The sequence below is a fragment of the Dehalobacter sp. DCA genome (genome assembly GCF_000305775.1).
GTDB lineage: Bacteria > Bacillota > Desulfitobacteriia > Desulfitobacteriales > Syntrophobotulaceae > Dehalobacter > Dehalobacter alkaniphilus.
Map to the genome: position 1 here is coordinate 1,085,910 of NC_018866.1, position 15,932 is coordinate 1,101,841.

The window sequence follows — 15,932 nt, forward strand, 5'->3', positions numbered from 1 at the left end:
AAAGATCCAGAACTTTACTCGGGTAAGCGAAATACAAGTTGACTTTAGCTGATTGGTTTTTTCCCATTCAGCTAAAGTCTTTTTCTTTCTATAGCGATTTTTCTACGTTTTTATAGCGCTTTAAATTCGTAGGTAACTTGATCATCCAGAACGGTAACGATCAGCTTATTGGCCTGTTTGCCTGCTGCGGAAGTGTTGAAGCCCGCACAGGAAATGTAACGTACTCCCCTGTCCAACTGAACTTGATCCGTGGAGCCCGGATAAAAGACATAGATATTTTTGCCGGTCTCCTTGTGGTAATCCGCTAAAGTATCCTTAAGTAAAGCAGCTTCTTTGGCATTAACAAACGAACCAGGAGCACAGTCCATGGATACAAAGATTTGATCGCCTTTGCTGCTGTCTAATTCTTTGAACAGCGAGGTCCATTGCGCCGGGTTAGTTCTCCGAAGCCCTCCTTTGCTGCAATCAAGCTGAATGAAAGTACTGTTCTTGTAATGAAAAATTTTATACCCGCTGCCAGTTTTCATAGCAGGCTTGGTCACTCCTCCGGCTAATTTGGCAGCGCTTGCTCCGGTGTAAATGGCAAGATCCATATTTTTATTGATAAACGTATTCAGTTGCATCAAGCTTTGTTGTTTGGATTTGCTGCTGGGCTGCACGCTGCTGCCGAACACCGCAAACCTGAAATTGCTTGATCCCGCAGAGAACGTTGCCGCCCGGTTGGCCTTATCAGCGAGTACAGTATTTTGGGGTATCTTGGCAGTATCGATGGCAGGATGATTGCTCACGCTTGCCGTAAGCTCATCCCAATAAATCATTCCGCCGCTATTGGAAGGATCCGTGTTCCGGACATAGAGTCTTGTCAAATAGCACGGGGAATTGATACTTCCGAGAGAAGCGCTGACCTGTCTCCATCCATTCCAGCTCATATCCGCTGAAAATTGGACCTGATGCTTTTTACCGTTGGCATCTATAACTTCTCCCATGAGTTTGTTGGTATTCTCCAGAGAATTATAAACCCAAACGGCAAGTCCTGACGTATTGGCGTTAAGCGGGATCCCTTTATTTCCAAAAAGGATGGATGCCTCACCAGGGTCCTCCGTATTAAGAAAATCATACATCAGTTCTCCGGATGTTTGACCTGCATAAACCTGCCCGCTGCTGATCCGGTAAGAACCCCTGACATTTTCCGAGCTTGCAGAAAATGTCCCAAGGCTGTCTTCAAAAGCATATTTATTTTCCGTACTTTCTGAAGATACGGCAACCGCACAGTAGGCATGAACATTGCCGACGGAAGCCTTGATATAGCCTGTACCTGCGTTCTGAGACTGGAAGACACCATTAAGACATTCTTCGATGCCGATGCTGCCGTATACCTTCCACTGAATATCTTCCGGCTGAATCCGAGCTGTAAATCCCTCCAGACTGCAGCCTGTAACCTGTATCGTCTGGCTTTGCCCTGACGGCGCCTTGATTTCATTGGTACTCAGAATAAGCCTTGCGGGGGCGCTTAAAGAGCAAACATCCAACTCAGCCGTCAAATCCCCTACCTTTGCGGTGACTTTTCCATCCCCCACGGAAGTCGGACGAAGCGTACTTCCTGAAAACGTGCCTTTGATACCGCTGACTCCCCACTTCACATCCTCAGGGTCAATGTCCACCGGGTTCGCGTATTGGTCTACTCCTTTAAGTGTAAAACTTCTCGAAGTATTGACAAAAACATTTGGACTTTCGGTTTCAATGATTAATCTTGAAAGCGTTCCGGCAGGAGCCAAAGAAAAAATCCCGATGGCGTTCACAACTGGCCTTAATGTTCCCTCTGAAGGGACATTGGCAACCTGGAGCTGCTTTGTCCCAGGGGTTCGGGCCACCATGGTCGTTGACCCGCCTCCGTCAAGTATCATGGCATTGTAAGCGCCCAGCTGCAGCATCAGTGCTGCTGACTCTTTTTGGGTAAGACCGATACTGTTGTCCTGTCTTCCGTCCACAGTAACCAGAATCAGTTGTTTGCCGTCCTGCGTACTTCCTGCGAGCGTGCGGGGATTATTCTGATTAAAGCTGCTAACATTATATGAGAATTTATCGGGTATCTGACCGTCTTTAACCAGAACAGAAGCTCCGGTGACTGACATTTGAAGGCCGGACCAGTCCGGAGTTGAGTTTAGGCTTAGAGAAGCTTGTCCGCCAATTTGCAAACTTTGCACCAGTTTTGCTGCTTGTTCTCCCCTGGAGATGATTACAAAGCCATTAGTAGGAATCGCTGCAGCTGACTGAGCCTGACGCACCTCCACAACCCGGCCGTCAGATACAAGAACTTCAACCAGGTCAGGATAGGCAGCCGAAGCCCCTAGTGTGGAAGCCCCCCATTTCTTATCAAGAACGGTAATATCGGTATAATTCCGACGGCTGGGCTGGTTGTACTGAGAAACAACAAACGGCGCAGAATCAGGGCCAATCAATTGAATCTCATTTTTCCAATAGTCAATACTCAATTCGCCGTAATTGCTTAAGCTTAAAGAAGCCATTTCATTTTTATTTTGATTATACCAGCCGGCTGTCGACAACAAGCTACCATCTTGAACGATTGGCCCGTCGGCATAGCCGGTTCCCGCATTTATTGCGTTGAAAAAGCTGGCATTCACCGCTGCCACAGCGTTATCTTGTTGAGCTAGAGCGGGAACAGTGACGAGTTTCTTCTGTTATCTGATCGTTTGTCAATGTATCAATTTTTATATTTGGATTCGTCGTATCAATTCGTAAAACATTAATATTTAACCAGCCGTTCAAAGTGAATCTCGATATATTCTCCAAAGTTGCCCCAGCAGTAATCGTTTGCAGGGTGCTTGATTGGTAAAGCGCAGCCGGCAAGGCTGCTGCTTCACTTGAAAGCGTTGCGACGAATAATATCATGGCGATAACAACGGATAATGCTTTTTTAAATTGAATCATGATAATTTGTTTGTCTCCTCTTTCTGTCTGATATTTCTGTCTATACACAGCAAAAATTTGGAATTTCTTCCAACTTATTTTAAGTATACACCTTTGCCTGCTGTTTTATCTACCTTTTTGACATAATTTTTCTTTCAGTTTTTCTTTCAGAGCACGACCTATAAAAATAATGAAACTGCAATACAGAACAGTTCATGCCCCTGGTGCTGAGACTGCAGCCGCGCTATCATTCCCATCATCTGATCGAGGGATCCGCTATCGGGCCTGTTCGATATTTTTGATAAAGCGTTCAGGTCCGATTCCATTTTTTGATACGTTTCCCTCGAAAAAAGTGAAACCGGTTTGAGTCCTGCCTTTTCCAGAAGCAGGGTCAGATTCACAGCATTATAATGAAACAGATGATCCCTTTCCATAAAAAGCGGGGAATAAGGTCCGTAAACCGCGTTGGTGAATGAATCCCTGTTCGGAATGCTGAAAAATATTTTCCCATCCGGTTTTAACAAGCCGGATATTCCTTTGAGGAATCCCACCGGATCAGCCATATGCTCCATAACATGCCAAAATACGATTGCCTCAAATTTTTTATTTTGTTCCAATACGCCGGTCTGCCATACATGATTGATCATTTGAATTCCGAATCGTTCATCAGCAAATATACATGCCTTTTCAGACGGTTCTACACCCGTGGCCTTCCATCCCGCATTTTTGGCCATGAAAATAAATTCACCTGTACCGGAACCGATTTCCAGAAGGTCACCTTTATGGGGGCAAAACACTTCCAGCAGCAAAATATTAAAACTTGCATGCTGCAGAAAAGTATCCTGGATGTACTGCTGGCGCATCATGATCCAGCTGTCGTCATACGTTGCGTCAATCAGACTGTCCGGGCTGCTGCCCTGCATGCTCAAAGCAACGTGCTCATTCATAATTAAGTCGCATTTCAGGCAATGAATCAGTCTGAATCCGCTGTATTCAAAAAAAACTTCCAATCTACATCCTTCACATATAGGGCATTTTTCTATTTTGATACCTTCCATCACGATATTCGGTTCTCCCAACAAGTGTATTTGATATGACTAACGCAATGGACTCTCTTCCCATTCGACCAGTCGGGGGTTCGGGTCAAGGATAGACTCATACTGTTCTTTCCAGCCATAACGCGATTCAGGATCAAGCTGCAAATACCGCAGGTACTTCGCCAAACGGTCTTTCGGGTCCGCCCAGCCCAGATGTTTGATCCTCATATCGCCTAAAGCATAGGAAAGCATTGTAATATTTTTGGGAAACCTCCCGCAGTGCAGGGGGGTTTCATTCCACTCAGCTTGAAAATCCGGCCTATACCTGATCAAGAAAGGCCGATAAATGGAATGGGCTTGCCAGTACTTATCTTCTCTGTAATGATTGTCATCCCAGAAATCATATAAACGGAAAAAATAAAGGTCCACATCAGGATTACAGATTAAATCCTGGACTTTCTCCTTAAATTTACGTTCGAACATTTCGTCTGCATCCAGGTTTAGGATCCATTCCGGATTTGTCCGGACCGTTTCTTCCCACTGCTGTTTTCTAAGTTCCACTTCATTTTGAAATTTTGATACCGGGTTCTGAATGATCTGATACGGAATCCCCCGAAGGATCTTCCGGCAAAGATCGACACTGTTGTCCGTGCTGCCGTCATCAATAATGACAGCTTCATCTATAGAGTGCCTGTGTTCTTGCAACACTTTTTCCAGATAGCGATTTGCTTCATTTTTCATAATCATCGACAGCGTTAATTTCGGTCTATGAACACTTAAATATTTTTCATTTGTTCTCTCTTTTACTTCTAGTCTACCTTTATCGGTGTCGCACTTTTTCTTAAAATCACTTACCCCCGCCAGCGCTAATTCCCGGTAAATGTGATAAGCCGGATAATGCGTATCCACAAACAAGTCCAACCCCAGTGCCTTGGCCCGGATGCAAAAATGGCGGTCTTCTCCCCATAAAGTTAAATTCTCTATTTCCCTGAAACAGATTCCTTGAAGCAGGGCTTTTCTGCCGATCAGCGTGCATGCTCCGAGACCTCCGACCTCGTAAACGCCGGGGACTTTCAATTGATTGAGAAAAGCCTGCTGCCTTTTCATTTGTTCCTCCGGGGTCAGGCTCTCCCCTCTGAGCCTGCGAACCAGATCATAGCTGTCATACAGCCACACATTGGGCAGCTCCGGAGTTTCCGGATACCACGTCGTCCAGAAGATTTCGGAGATAATATCTTTGCCGGTTCCAATCAGGTGGGTAATAGTTTGAGGATAAAGAAGCAAATCCGAATCAACTAAAAACAAATAATCGTAAGAACCTTCAATCGCTTTTTGAATCATAAAATCTTTAAACTTAGCAACCTTCCATATCAGGTGCTCTTTCCAGTGATGGGTTGCGTCATCACATACGTAGGTTTCAGGATTCTTTTCTTTGTCCACGGATTGATACAGTCTGACCGGTTTGTTTTGGGCGAAAAGCAGCAGCTGCCGGCTGGACTCTTCCTCATGATTATCATCAACAAAAATATACTCGATGCATACATCTTCCTGTTCCAGTCTGGTTAGCGAATCAAGAAATTCTCTTAAGATATTGGATTTTTGGCAGACAGGGCTTCCCAGCAGAATCTTTTTCTTCTCCATTATTTTGACTCCTGATTATAGATTGCCGATGCCTAAAGTGCATTTGTTTATTTTGTATATCATCATCTTTAATTTTTACTGACGACGCTGCCCAGTAAAGTTTCAAAATATTTTTGATTATGCAGGACCAGCTTGTCTTCCGGCTTATACTCGCCGGCTTTCTTGTTATAACGGATGGCCTCCGCCAGGTTACCGGATTTAAAGTAACAGGCGCAAAGCTCCATACACGGAATATAACCGTAACAATCATGGACGACAGACCCCCAGCTTTCTTCCGGCTTTTTTATCGTGGTTGCCAGCTCATACCAGAATATTGCTTTGGGATAATCCTCCGCAGTTTTATACAAATGACCGATCTGGCAGCAGACTTCTGCCCTGGGAAGATCGTGCTCCATACTTCGCAGCAAAGCTTTAAGCACATTTCTCCGGTCATTTTTGCTCAAATAGCAGTTGCTCATATCGATGCTGGCATCAATATAATTAGATAAAAGCCCTCCCTCGGTATCGAGGAATTTGTCGTAGTATTGAATGGCTTCGTCAATTCTGCTGTTAATATAAAGCTCCCGTGCGTAATAGAAACAATTTCTGTCGCTTAAGATCCGGCCTTCGGAAATAATTTTTTCAAAGATCTCCAGATTTCTTGCGGTCTTCCGTTCAACTTTTTTATGGGTCACACAAATGTCCGAGTTGATAATGTTTCCTTCAATTTTTATATATTCGTGAATCGGGTCTTGCCAGGTATAGTTCATCGACCTTTTCAGGAGTCTTTCCCGGAAAAAAGTACAGACAGCATTCCCTTTATCATCAACGCCAAGGTTGTATCTCATCATCACAATATCCACTTGCGGATTCAGGGTCTCTTTCAGCTGCTGGAGCTTATTCCTGTCATCCTCCAGCAGCACATCATCCGCATCCAGCCAGAGAATATAGTTCTGGGTAGCTTGGGCAAAAGAAAAATTCCTGGCTGCTGCAAAATCATCTATCCAGGCAAAATCATAGACCTTAGCTTGATAACGGGCAGCAATCATTTTGGTTTGGTCCGTCGAACCAGTATCCACAATAATCATTTCATCGGGTATATCTCTGACACTTTCGAGACATCTTCCGAGCGTCTTTTCCTCATTTTTTACAATCATGCACAGGCTAATTGTGACCATTTTTTTCTCCTTGAACTATATCAAATTCACAATTCATACTATGTGAATCGAGCAAGTCTGGTGAATCTCGATGCGCAATCCGCGGACAAGCAGAATACTATATAACGTAGAAAAACCTCGTTCAAAAAGGAAAGGTGATAGAATTGATTCACACATTTTACGCGGCAGCCGATGCCTATATAACCAGTCTTACCCCAACGGAAAACAATGGAAAGACAGGTACAATGTATACAGGCCTGGATCCGTATTCCGGTTCAATCTACAGAAACTTGCTAAGGTTTGACCTCGCCATGCTTGAACCCAATATTACCATCCAGAAAGCGGTACTCCGGCTTTATCTGACTACGCGTTATCAAGCAGGCGCGCCGCAGCAGCTGGATATTTATCGTTTAACCGCTGCCTTTGAAGAAACTGCTGTAACCTGGGATAATGCTCCCGGATCCGTTTTAACTCCTGATTATACGCTGGTTGATGATAACAACCCTAATGGCTATATCGATATCACCATGACCGATCTGGTGAAAGACTGGTATATTACACCCGCCGCCAATTATGGCATTATGCTTCAAACTACAGAGCTTACAAATTCCCTTTTGGCCTTCAGGACAAGAGAATATGCCGAAAGTGCCATGTGGCCTATGCTGATTATCGAGTATTCCCTGACCCATACCGTCATTTACACCAGTCCTGTAATCGGTGACTTCTCCTATTTATCCACAAGCTTTGTTTTAGAAGGGCATGCCTTAGAAACAGCTTATACAATCACCTATGATTCAGCGGCCCCAACAGCAGGTCTTGCTATTGTGGAGCAAAGCCAGGATGATGATGCTTGGGCCCAGTCATCCTCTATTAGTTTGGACCCTGGAGAGACCAGAACAATGAATATTTCTACACCTATGGTCTATGAAAGGCTGTCATTTGTAAATGCTGCAAACGCCGCTATGACGGATACCGTCGGCAGTACAATCGATGTCAATACCAATATTGATAATTCCAATGAAACTGCTTTACGTTACGAATCATCGAATACGCTTCTTCCTGTTGACCCTGATACCGGGGTTATGACGCTAGCAGTTGCGGATACGACGACAATTATCATAACCGCCAAGTACCTGGATAACTTCAACTACTTTAGTTTTGAAGTAATTGCAGCTCCTTAATAGCCAGGACTGCTAAATAACTTGCGGTTGAATATGACTCCCGGATCATCCGGTTTATATTGAGCCGCTTTTTCATTGTATTTTTGTGCTTCTTCCATATCTCCGATCCTGTAATAACAGTAACATAGCTGAATATTCGGGATAAAACCCCAGAAATCATGCAGGACGGTATTCCAGCTGATGTCAGGCTTTTTGAGGGTAAGCGCCAACTCGTACCAACCGATTGCCTTCGGGTATTCTTCTTTTTCCAAATATAAGCTCCCAATGTAACACAGTGTCTCAGCGCGCATACTGCCGTATTCAAAACTCCGGATCAATATCCGGAGCGCTTTTTTCCATTCCTGAGCCCGATGATAGCAATCGGCAAGGTCCAGACAAGCCAGTATCGCATAGTTTTCAAACATATTTTCACTGTCCAAATAGCGATTGTATTGCTCAGCGGCCTCCTCATAACGGCTGTTGATATACAGTTCCCTCGCGTAATAGTACAGATCCCTGGCGCTGGTTTTGCTGCTTTGTCTTATGAGTTTTTCCAAGATCTTTAAGTTTCGGTCGCTTGTACCGCGTTCTTTACAATGCGTAATGCAGATTTCAGTATGGAGAATATTGCCGCTGAACTCAATACACTCATGAATTGGATTGCACCATTTGAAACCGGCACTTCTGTTAACCAGCCGTTCCCTGTAAAAGGTGTCGGTCTCATGCCCCTTTTCATCCCTGCCAACATTGTATTTCATCATCACAACATCAAAGAACAGCGGTATTTCCTGCTTCAATTCCATAAGAAGTTGACGGTCCTCTTCCAAAATTACATCATCAGCATCCAGCCACAGGATATAGTCCATCTGAGCCATGGAAAAAGAATAGTTCCTGGCCGCAGCAAAATCATCAATCCATGTAAAATCATAAATCTTCGTGGTGAATTTTGCTGCAATTTCCTTAGTTCGGTCAACAGAACCGGTATCCACAATGATAATCTCATCGACAATGCCTTTAATCCCCGTCAGACATCTTTCCAGTGTCAGTTCCTCATCCCGGACAATCATACATAAACTGATCGTAATCATCGCGTTCTCTCCGGTGCTTTATCATTTTTCTTTGCTATATTTTTATGTTGCGGAAATTGTTATGTGCAGTCTCAACCCGGAATATGGTTACATAGGATAGTAATATGAATATAGTGGTATGAATATAAACCAGGATGAGGTGCGTTCCATGACCGAAGCAAAAAGAAAGGTTTTATCCCCTTCCTATCTGAAAACCTTCAGCTGTATTGCCTCAGCCTGTGAAAATTCCTGCTGCATAGGGTTTAACATCCGAATAGATCCTGAAACCTTCAGCAAATACAAGATGGAAAATGATCCGCTAATTCGCAAGTTATTTGAAGAAAACATTTATATCATCCGCAGTTCGACAGCAAAACAGGATTATATCACCATCAATCCGACCAAAGATTATCGTTGTCCTTTCCTCACGGAGGAAAAACTGTGCTTCCTGCAATGCCGGAAAGGAGAACAGTACTTATCCGAGATCTGCGCTTCCTTTCCGTGTATAGGCAATATTTTTAACGGTGTCCTGGAAAAATCAGCGACTCTAGCTTGTCCGGAAGCGGCGCGTCTAGCTCTGTCACAGACTGAGGCGATGGATTTAATCGAAGTTGAAGAGCCTAATGATACCCGGAATTTTGTTTACAATTTGCTGAACACCGAAGACGAAATATTTCAGAATAAACCTGCGAAGCACCTGTCTGAACTCAGAGAATTCACTTGGAGTATCCTGAAAAACAGAAAATACCATTTAGATGACAGGGTTGTTTTTCTTGGGGCCTTTATGGAAGAGGTTGAACGACTGGAGAAAGTGTCTGCTGTTGATAGAATCCCGGATCTCATTTTGAGCTACACAGCTCTTTTTTCGGATGCTTCAGCAATGAAGGATATAACAGCCATTCCTGTTTCTCCGGTCCCACGTATTTCCCTGTTTCTACCTCCTGCTATCCGTGTGATTCTTCCCTCGATTGAATCAGACCGGTATCTGCGTTGTTTCAGTAAATTCTTAGAAGGAATTCGTTTTTATGCTTCAACAAGTTATACCCAAGTTGGTAAATGCTATGAAGAAGCCTACCAAAGGTATTACTCCCCTTTTATGCGTGAACATGACTATATCCTGGAAAACTACCTCTTAAATTACGTTTTTATGAAGCTGTTCCCTTATGACTTGAATGGGAATTCAGTTTATTACAGTTACTTGCTTCTGGCAGTTAATTATGCCTTGCTCAAAATGCAGCTCGTTGGAATATCGGCTTATCAGCAGGAATTGACCGTTGATACTGCCCTCATGGTGATTCAATCCTATACAAAGGCTGTCGAACATAAATACCCGATTCTCCATAACCTGATTCAAGCGCTGAAACAAAACCATTTGGATTCTCTCGCTCATATTGCAGTTTTTGTCAAGGATTAAAGCCAAAGACACTTTCGAATAGCGAGAAGCTCACCCTGAAATAATACAGGCGGGCTTCTCTAACGCTCATCTTATACCTATTTGACAATCAAGGATCAAGAGGCTGTTGCAACGGTAGATAATTACTGCTGAAAAGTGGGTCTACAATTTGGTCACTGACCACAGTAGGTGTTGTTCTTGACCAAATAAATACCTTTCCTGGGGTCGCACCGGATACTTCGATTTCTATCTGGGTGTTGGGCAATTTTTGATTGAAGAAAATGCTTGTCGTGCAGTAAGGTGGCAAGGTAACCGTTGATTTGAAAGTTGGACTGAGAAGTGTCTTGGGACAGACATCTACATTAAAGACCGAAACATTTATGGGCCCGATAGTGGATGCACTGTTGTTCATGACTTTAACATCCAGGATATTCCCTACACTGGGATTACTGAGTTTGAACGGTCCTGAAGTCTGAGCGTTGGCAGCACCTAGACTTGCTTCTATCGCTGCTATTTCAGATTTTATTTCCAGCAAACCAAAGGTGGGACTCAATACAGCGTTTTGGATCTGGAAGATTTCCGTTTTAATTTCTGCTAAGCCAAATGTCGGACTGAACACTGCCCCTTCGATTGCGGCTATTTCGGATTTAATCTCCTGCAGACTGAAAGTCGATCCTACGATACTCGTGAAAATACCTTCAATCAGCGTTCCGATACTGAAGACTTCCGTCTTGATCTCCGCCAAGCCAAATGTTGGACTGAACACTGCCCCTTCGATTGCGGCTACTTCGGATTTGATCTCCTGCAGACCAAACGTTGCTCCCATCATGCTCGTGAAAATGCCTTCAACCAGTGTGCCAATACTGAAGACTTCCGTCTTGATCTCTGCCAACCCAAACGTTGGGCTGTCTAGCTTATTTTCGATATTCTCAACCGTGAATTCAATAACCTGAACTTCGGACTTAATCTCCTGTAATCCGAAAAATGGATGATTCACTGCTTTTTCTATCGAAAATATCTCTGTTTTAATTTCTGCAAGCCCAAATGTCGGGCTTTCCAAAAGCTTCAGAATTTTTCTGCAATCAGGCCGATGCTTGGGACAGCAGCCTTTTTTCTTGCAGAAAAATTTAAACGAACTGCCAAAGAAAAACAGGGCTCCTACCGCAGTTACGCTTATTTTCAGATTTCTTACGATCACAATCTTTTTTCTACCTACCTGATCTTTGGGACTGGTTTGATTGTCCACCTTGCTCTTGTAAAGAATTTTTATTGTCGCCCCACCTAAAAAGAGTCCCGACAATACACCAATACATATGATTGTTGTATTCACAGCTTGTTTAATTGTAGTAAAACGTGCGTATAATCCGGACTCAGCTGCATATCCGGTTTCTGTTTGATTATTACGCAATTCATCTTGGATTATCTGCAAGTGACATAAGAAATTTGCCAAAGATATTTTATCCAATATCTTTTTACCATTTTCGTAGTCATCAGACACCACAATACCTCCTTTGTATTTCTAATATTATCCAATTTTAGTACGTGCTTATTAATATGATTTTGGGAAATTTGTTGTGAACAAAAACAAGCATTTTCTCAAAATAATGGAGATATCTCAAACAAGCTCAACCTATTTTTCATACAATATGCTGTAATAGCTTCTAAAACATGCTCCAGAAGTATTTGGAACAAGATATGGAAAGAGGAAGGGAAGACAATGATTCCACCTTTCATCAGTTATATTACATTTAACCGCTTAGGTCTGACCGCGAGAAATCTTGATTCGATCCTCGATACTTCAGAAGAATTTGAAATGCACATCATCGACAGCAATTCCAGGGATGATACCTGGGAATATTTAAGATCCCTTCAGGACCCTCGCATCCAATCAGTAACCAGGCTTCCTCTAAACTGCGGGCCCATTTATCCCCTGAACTTGAATCTTTCCAGAAGAAAACCGGAACAATATTTTTTAACCATTGACAGTGATGTTTTTATGATCAGCAAGAAATGGATTTCACGTTTTATGGAGGTTTTTGAGATATTTCCTGAGGTAGGTCTTCTGGGCGTTAAAAGAGGAAAACCTTACCCTCGGTATTACCCTCCGGTTATTTCCAGAGTTAAAGACAATATTCATTATTTACAATTAGAAAACGGTCATATTGACGCTCCGCTCGACTTTGTTCCAGGCTGCTGCCAAGCCTTAAGACCGGAATTAATCAATCAAATCGGTTATTGGAACGAAGAATGCTGTTATGGTGATTCCGAACTATCTGCGCGGATCTGTTGTCATACTGATTTCAAGGCAGGTTTTATCAATACCGTTGAAATTGAGATGACGCAGTCCATTAACTGCGCCGAATGTCAGGCTGAAAGATGGTGCAGCTTGAATCATCCGGTAGACACCTGTTTCAATATCTGGCGCAGATATTATATTAATAGAGCTGCCGCCGCAAAGTTCCGGCCAAACTTTCTCAAGGTATTCCAGGAACTTAAGCAAGGAAAAAGGTCAGCCTATTCAGCCTCAATATCCGATCCCGAGTCAACCCGAAAAAACCTGTATCATCAAAACTGGGCAATGGAAAATATCAAATATTATATTCAAAATTCCAATTAAGAAATAAAGCAAGTTATGAAGCAAGAAACGAAAAGAATTGATGCAACAAAAAAGCACCTTTCCGCCATAGGAAAGATGCTCTTAACCATTCGATTCGTTGTTCACAGCTTCATTTTATGTTAATCGATCTATGCAAAATTACCTGGATTTCAGGATATCCCTTATCTCCGTAAGCAGGATTTCCTCATTAGAAGGTTCCGGAGGTGATTCGGGAGCGAGCGGCTCTTCTTCTTTCTTTTTCCTTAATTTCATCAGCACTTTCAGCATAAAGAAGATGGCCAGTGAAATAATCAGAAAATCAACAATCGATTGAATGAATGCGCCATACCTGATCGCCGCTTCCGGTACACTGTCTGTCGCTTCCGTAATGACAATTTTCAGATTAGCGAAATTAATCCTTCCGAGCAAGAATCCGATAACCGGCATCAGTATATCATTAACTAGAGACGTGACAATCTTCCCGAAGGCACCACCAATAATTACAGCTACCGCCAAATCGACAATGTTACCTTTCATGATGAAATGTTTGAACTCATTAACCATCGGATCACTCCTCTCTGTTACCATTATAATCAAACAAACTGTTTTGCACAACGCCTCCTCGCCGCTCCTTGCCATCCAAAGAATATTATTCCCAATGTTCCAATAAACGCTGCACTGTACTGATCAATCCGGTCAGATCAGCAGAATATTGTATATAGCTTACTTGCTGGTTCCCACTGTACTGTATTGCTTCATCCGTTTCTTTAACCATCGATGGCGGCTGTATTGATGTCACAAGCAGCAGGATCCTGGAATCAGGCCAATGTGTGCGGCATTCAGCAATTAATGCTGACGTCTTCGGGCCGTCCTCCCCATCCGGTGATTCGGCAATAACGACTTTGGGATAAATTTCAAAGGAACCCATTTCATCGGAACCTTGTAGCACCCTTTTCAGACCCGAAATCGTTGTTACTTTTACCCCAGTGCTCAAAAGGGCCTGCTCCAACGGATAATTAAACAAATTATCTTCCAGTGCGATCAGTACGTCGGTCTCACTGTTTTTTTCGTTTGCCGCCGGGGGGAAACTCATTGAAAAGACAGCGCCACCCTCTTCCCTGTTAAAAGCCGTAATTTCACCGCCATGATTATGTACGATGGCCCGAACAATTGGAAGTCCAAGACCGGTTCCCCTTTCTTTCGTGGTAAAAAACGGACGGAATAAATTTTTCATGGCTTCCGGCGTTAATCCCGGCCCGTTGTCTATGACATTGATACAAACCTGATTGCCGCGTTCTTCCAGCCGAATGATTACTCTTCCCCCGGCGTCTGCAGCCTGGACTGCATTTCGTACCAGATTCAGCATGACCTGCGTTAATTGTCCCGGATCAGCTGCCACTGGTGAGACCTTTCCTGTTTCCAGAATAATATCCGACTTTGTACCCATAGCTTCTCCTTGAAACAGCGGCATCAGTTCCTGGAGAAAAGCAACCGGGTCAATCGGTTCGGCTTCAATGTTGGATGGTTTTCCAAGCAGCAAAAATTCATTCAATAAACGGGTGACCCTGTCAAGTTCCCGCAAAACCAGGTCTTTATAATTGCGTGTCAGTTCAGGATCTTTCTTGCGGCCCATGAGCTGTAGAAGCCCGCTTGCCGCACTGATTGGATTACGCAGTTCATGCGCCAGGACGCCCACCATTTTTGCAGTCGCCTCAAAACGTTCAGCCTGACGGGCACTCTCCTGCCAGCGGTAATAATCCGTCCGATCCTCCAACAGCAGCAGCCAGCCTCTGACTGTCGTTTCTTCCAGCAGCGGAGACACCTGCCAGTCAACGCGGCAAATGTCGGAATCACTGTACTTATCCGGGAAAGAATCCATTTGCCCGCCAACCGGGATAATGGTATTGGAACGGATATAACCCAGCCACGGTCCCGGCCAATCAGCGATCGAGCTTCCGAGCAGGTCAACATTTGCACCATTCATCAATTGCTCTGCCTGTCTGTTGGCATAGATAATTCGATAATGACGGTCAATCATAACAACTGCACTGCCAACCGCACCCAAAAGTACATCCAGCTGTTTCTTGAGCAGCCGGCATAAACAAACCCCATCAAAAGCAATGATACACTCTTCAGCCATTAGAGGGAGCAGAAATTCCGCCCGGCTGAAATCACGAGGCTGTAAAACGCCTAACTCTCCGTGTAAATTACCTTGGTTGATTTCAAAGACCGTTGTTTCAAAAGAATATTTATTTAAACGGGCCGCCTCTACCGCACGCTCATCTCCTTTGATCAGTAAGACAGAGAATCCTGAGTCTGCATACTCCAGCCAGCTGCCCTCTGCATCGAGCAGGATCATCAGAGCATTCAAAATAAGCTCAAGCAATTGATCCTGAACATTTTCTTCTCCGTGACAAAGAGATATAACAGTATGGTTCAATTTACGCAGCGCAGATAATTCAACAGTCCGTATCTCTCCGCTAGATCCGGCCAGCGCATTCTGGAAGCTGCTGAGCATATTCGCAGCTAAACGGGCCCGGTCAGCCACGGAAAAATTCGATTTTCCCTGCCGGCAGGAAGAGCACTCCACTGCATCCAGAAAGAAACCTTCATTCAATGGCCAGCGAACAGGTTGCCGGCTGAAAGGTTCATACGTCTGATGACAAATGGGGCAGGACTCAGGCCTTTTCGTTAATAACGTGCCATCTTCAGATACAATCATCAATTTCAAATGTAAGCCTGTTCCGATACATTCCAAAAAAATGTTCCAGCGTTCCGACTTGATCATTTCGGCTGCCTCAATCCACTCGGACACGGTCATGGTCCTCCTTTGCCTATCCTATCTGTACATAAGCAAATTCGACCAGAATTGATAATTTCCTTCCAGATATTACACTATTTTTCCATGTTAGTCTGATTAAGGAAACACGACTCGACACTATTCGCTCAATCCCGGTGTTATACTGAAATTAGT

The 15,932-nt window shown here is 43.8% G+C and carries 12 protein-coding genes; 3 read left to right on the top strand and 9 right to left on the bottom strand.

The features are described from left to right. Nucleotides 1-110: 110 nt before the first annotated feature. The 5 genes from DHBDCA_RS05100 to DHBDCA_RS05115 form a co-directional block, all read right to left on the bottom strand. Nucleotides 111-2,651: a phosphodiester glycosidase family protein gene (locus DHBDCA_RS05100; RefSeq protein WP_242824967.1), complete on the bottom strand. Its 2,541-nt coding sequence runs from the start codon at nt 2,649-2,651 to the stop codon at nt 111-113. 4 nt (nt 2,652-2,655) lie between these two features. Continuing rightward, nucleotides 2,656-2,949 carry a hypothetical protein gene (locus DHBDCA_RS15685; RefSeq protein WP_015043109.1) on the bottom strand — a complete coding sequence of 98 codons (294 nt, stop codon included), beginning with the start codon at nt 2,947-2,949 and terminating at the stop codon, nt 2,656-2,658. 158 nt (nt 2,950-3,107) lie between these two features. Beyond that, the gene (locus DHBDCA_RS05105; protein WP_015043110.1) at nt 3,108-3,938 is read right to left on the bottom strand and encodes a class I SAM-dependent methyltransferase; all 831 of its coding nucleotides are present in this window, start codon (nt 3,936-3,938) and stop codon (nt 3,108-3,110) included. 87 nt (nt 3,939-4,025) lie between these two features. Next, complete coding sequence (locus DHBDCA_RS05110; RefSeq protein ID WP_015043111.1) at nt 4,026-5,606, bottom strand: glycosyltransferase; 1,581 nt, start codon at nt 5,604-5,606, stop codon at nt 4,026-4,028. A 68-nt stretch (nt 5,607-5,674) separates the two neighbouring features. Further along, entirely contained in the window at nt 5,675-6,763 is a 1,089-nt protein-coding gene (locus DHBDCA_RS05115; RefSeq protein WP_015043112.1) for a glycosyltransferase, read from the bottom strand. Nucleotides 6,764-6,897: 134 nt separating this feature from the next. Here DHBDCA_RS05115 and DHBDCA_RS05120 point away from each other — a divergent pair, with 134 nt between their 5' ends. Then, on the top strand, nt 6,898-7,923 hold the full coding sequence (locus tag DHBDCA_RS05120) for a DNRLRE domain-containing protein (RefSeq protein ID WP_242824968.1): 1,026 nt from the start codon (nt 6,898-6,900) through the stop codon (nt 7,921-7,923). Here the strand turns inward: DHBDCA_RS05120 and DHBDCA_RS05125 are convergent. Continuing rightward, a complete protein-coding gene (locus DHBDCA_RS05125; protein WP_015043114.1) occupies nt 7,920-8,990 on the bottom strand; it encodes a tetratricopeptide repeat-containing glycosyltransferase family 2 protein in 1,071 nt (356 codons plus the stop codon). The two genes, DHBDCA_RS05120 and DHBDCA_RS05125, sit on opposite strands and share 4 nt — an antisense overlap. A 118-nt stretch (nt 8,991-9,108) precedes the next feature. Here DHBDCA_RS05125 and fliB point away from each other — a divergent pair, with 118 nt between their 5' ends. After that, entirely contained in the window at nt 9,109-10,383 is a 1,275-nt protein-coding gene (gene fliB / locus DHBDCA_RS05130) for a flagellin lysine-N-methylase (RefSeq protein WP_242824969.1), read from the top strand. 88 nt (nt 10,384-10,471) lie between these two features. Here the strand turns inward: fliB and DHBDCA_RS05135 are convergent, their stop codons facing one another. Then, nucleotides 10,472-11,860: a hypothetical protein gene (locus DHBDCA_RS05135; protein WP_041226339.1), complete on the bottom strand. Its 1,389-nt coding sequence runs from the start codon at nt 11,858-11,860 to the stop codon at nt 10,472-10,474. A 219-nt stretch (nt 11,861-12,079) separates the two neighbouring features. Here DHBDCA_RS05135 and DHBDCA_RS05140 point away from each other — a divergent pair, with 219 nt between their 5' ends. Beyond that, nucleotides 12,080-12,979 (top strand): glycosyltransferase, encoded by a 900-nt coding sequence (locus DHBDCA_RS05140; RefSeq protein WP_015043117.1) that lies wholly within the window; start codon nt 12,080-12,082, stop codon nt 12,977-12,979. A 138-nt stretch (nt 12,980-13,117) separates the two neighbouring features. Here DHBDCA_RS05140 and mscL read toward each other — a convergent pair whose 3' ends face one another. Together mscL and DHBDCA_RS05150 are read right to left on the bottom strand one after the other, a co-directional pair. Next, nucleotides 13,118-13,522, bottom strand: coding sequence for a large-conductance mechanosensitive channel protein MscL (gene mscL / locus DHBDCA_RS05145; protein WP_015043118.1), 405 nt, complete (start codon nt 13,520-13,522; stop codon nt 13,118-13,120). Between the two features lie 85 nt (nt 13,523-13,607). Next, nucleotides 13,608-15,779, bottom strand: coding sequence for a two-component system sensor histidine kinase NtrB (locus tag DHBDCA_RS05150; RefSeq protein WP_242824970.1), 2,172 nt, complete (start codon nt 15,777-15,779; stop codon nt 13,608-13,610). Nucleotides 15,780-15,932: the final 153 nt, after the last annotated feature.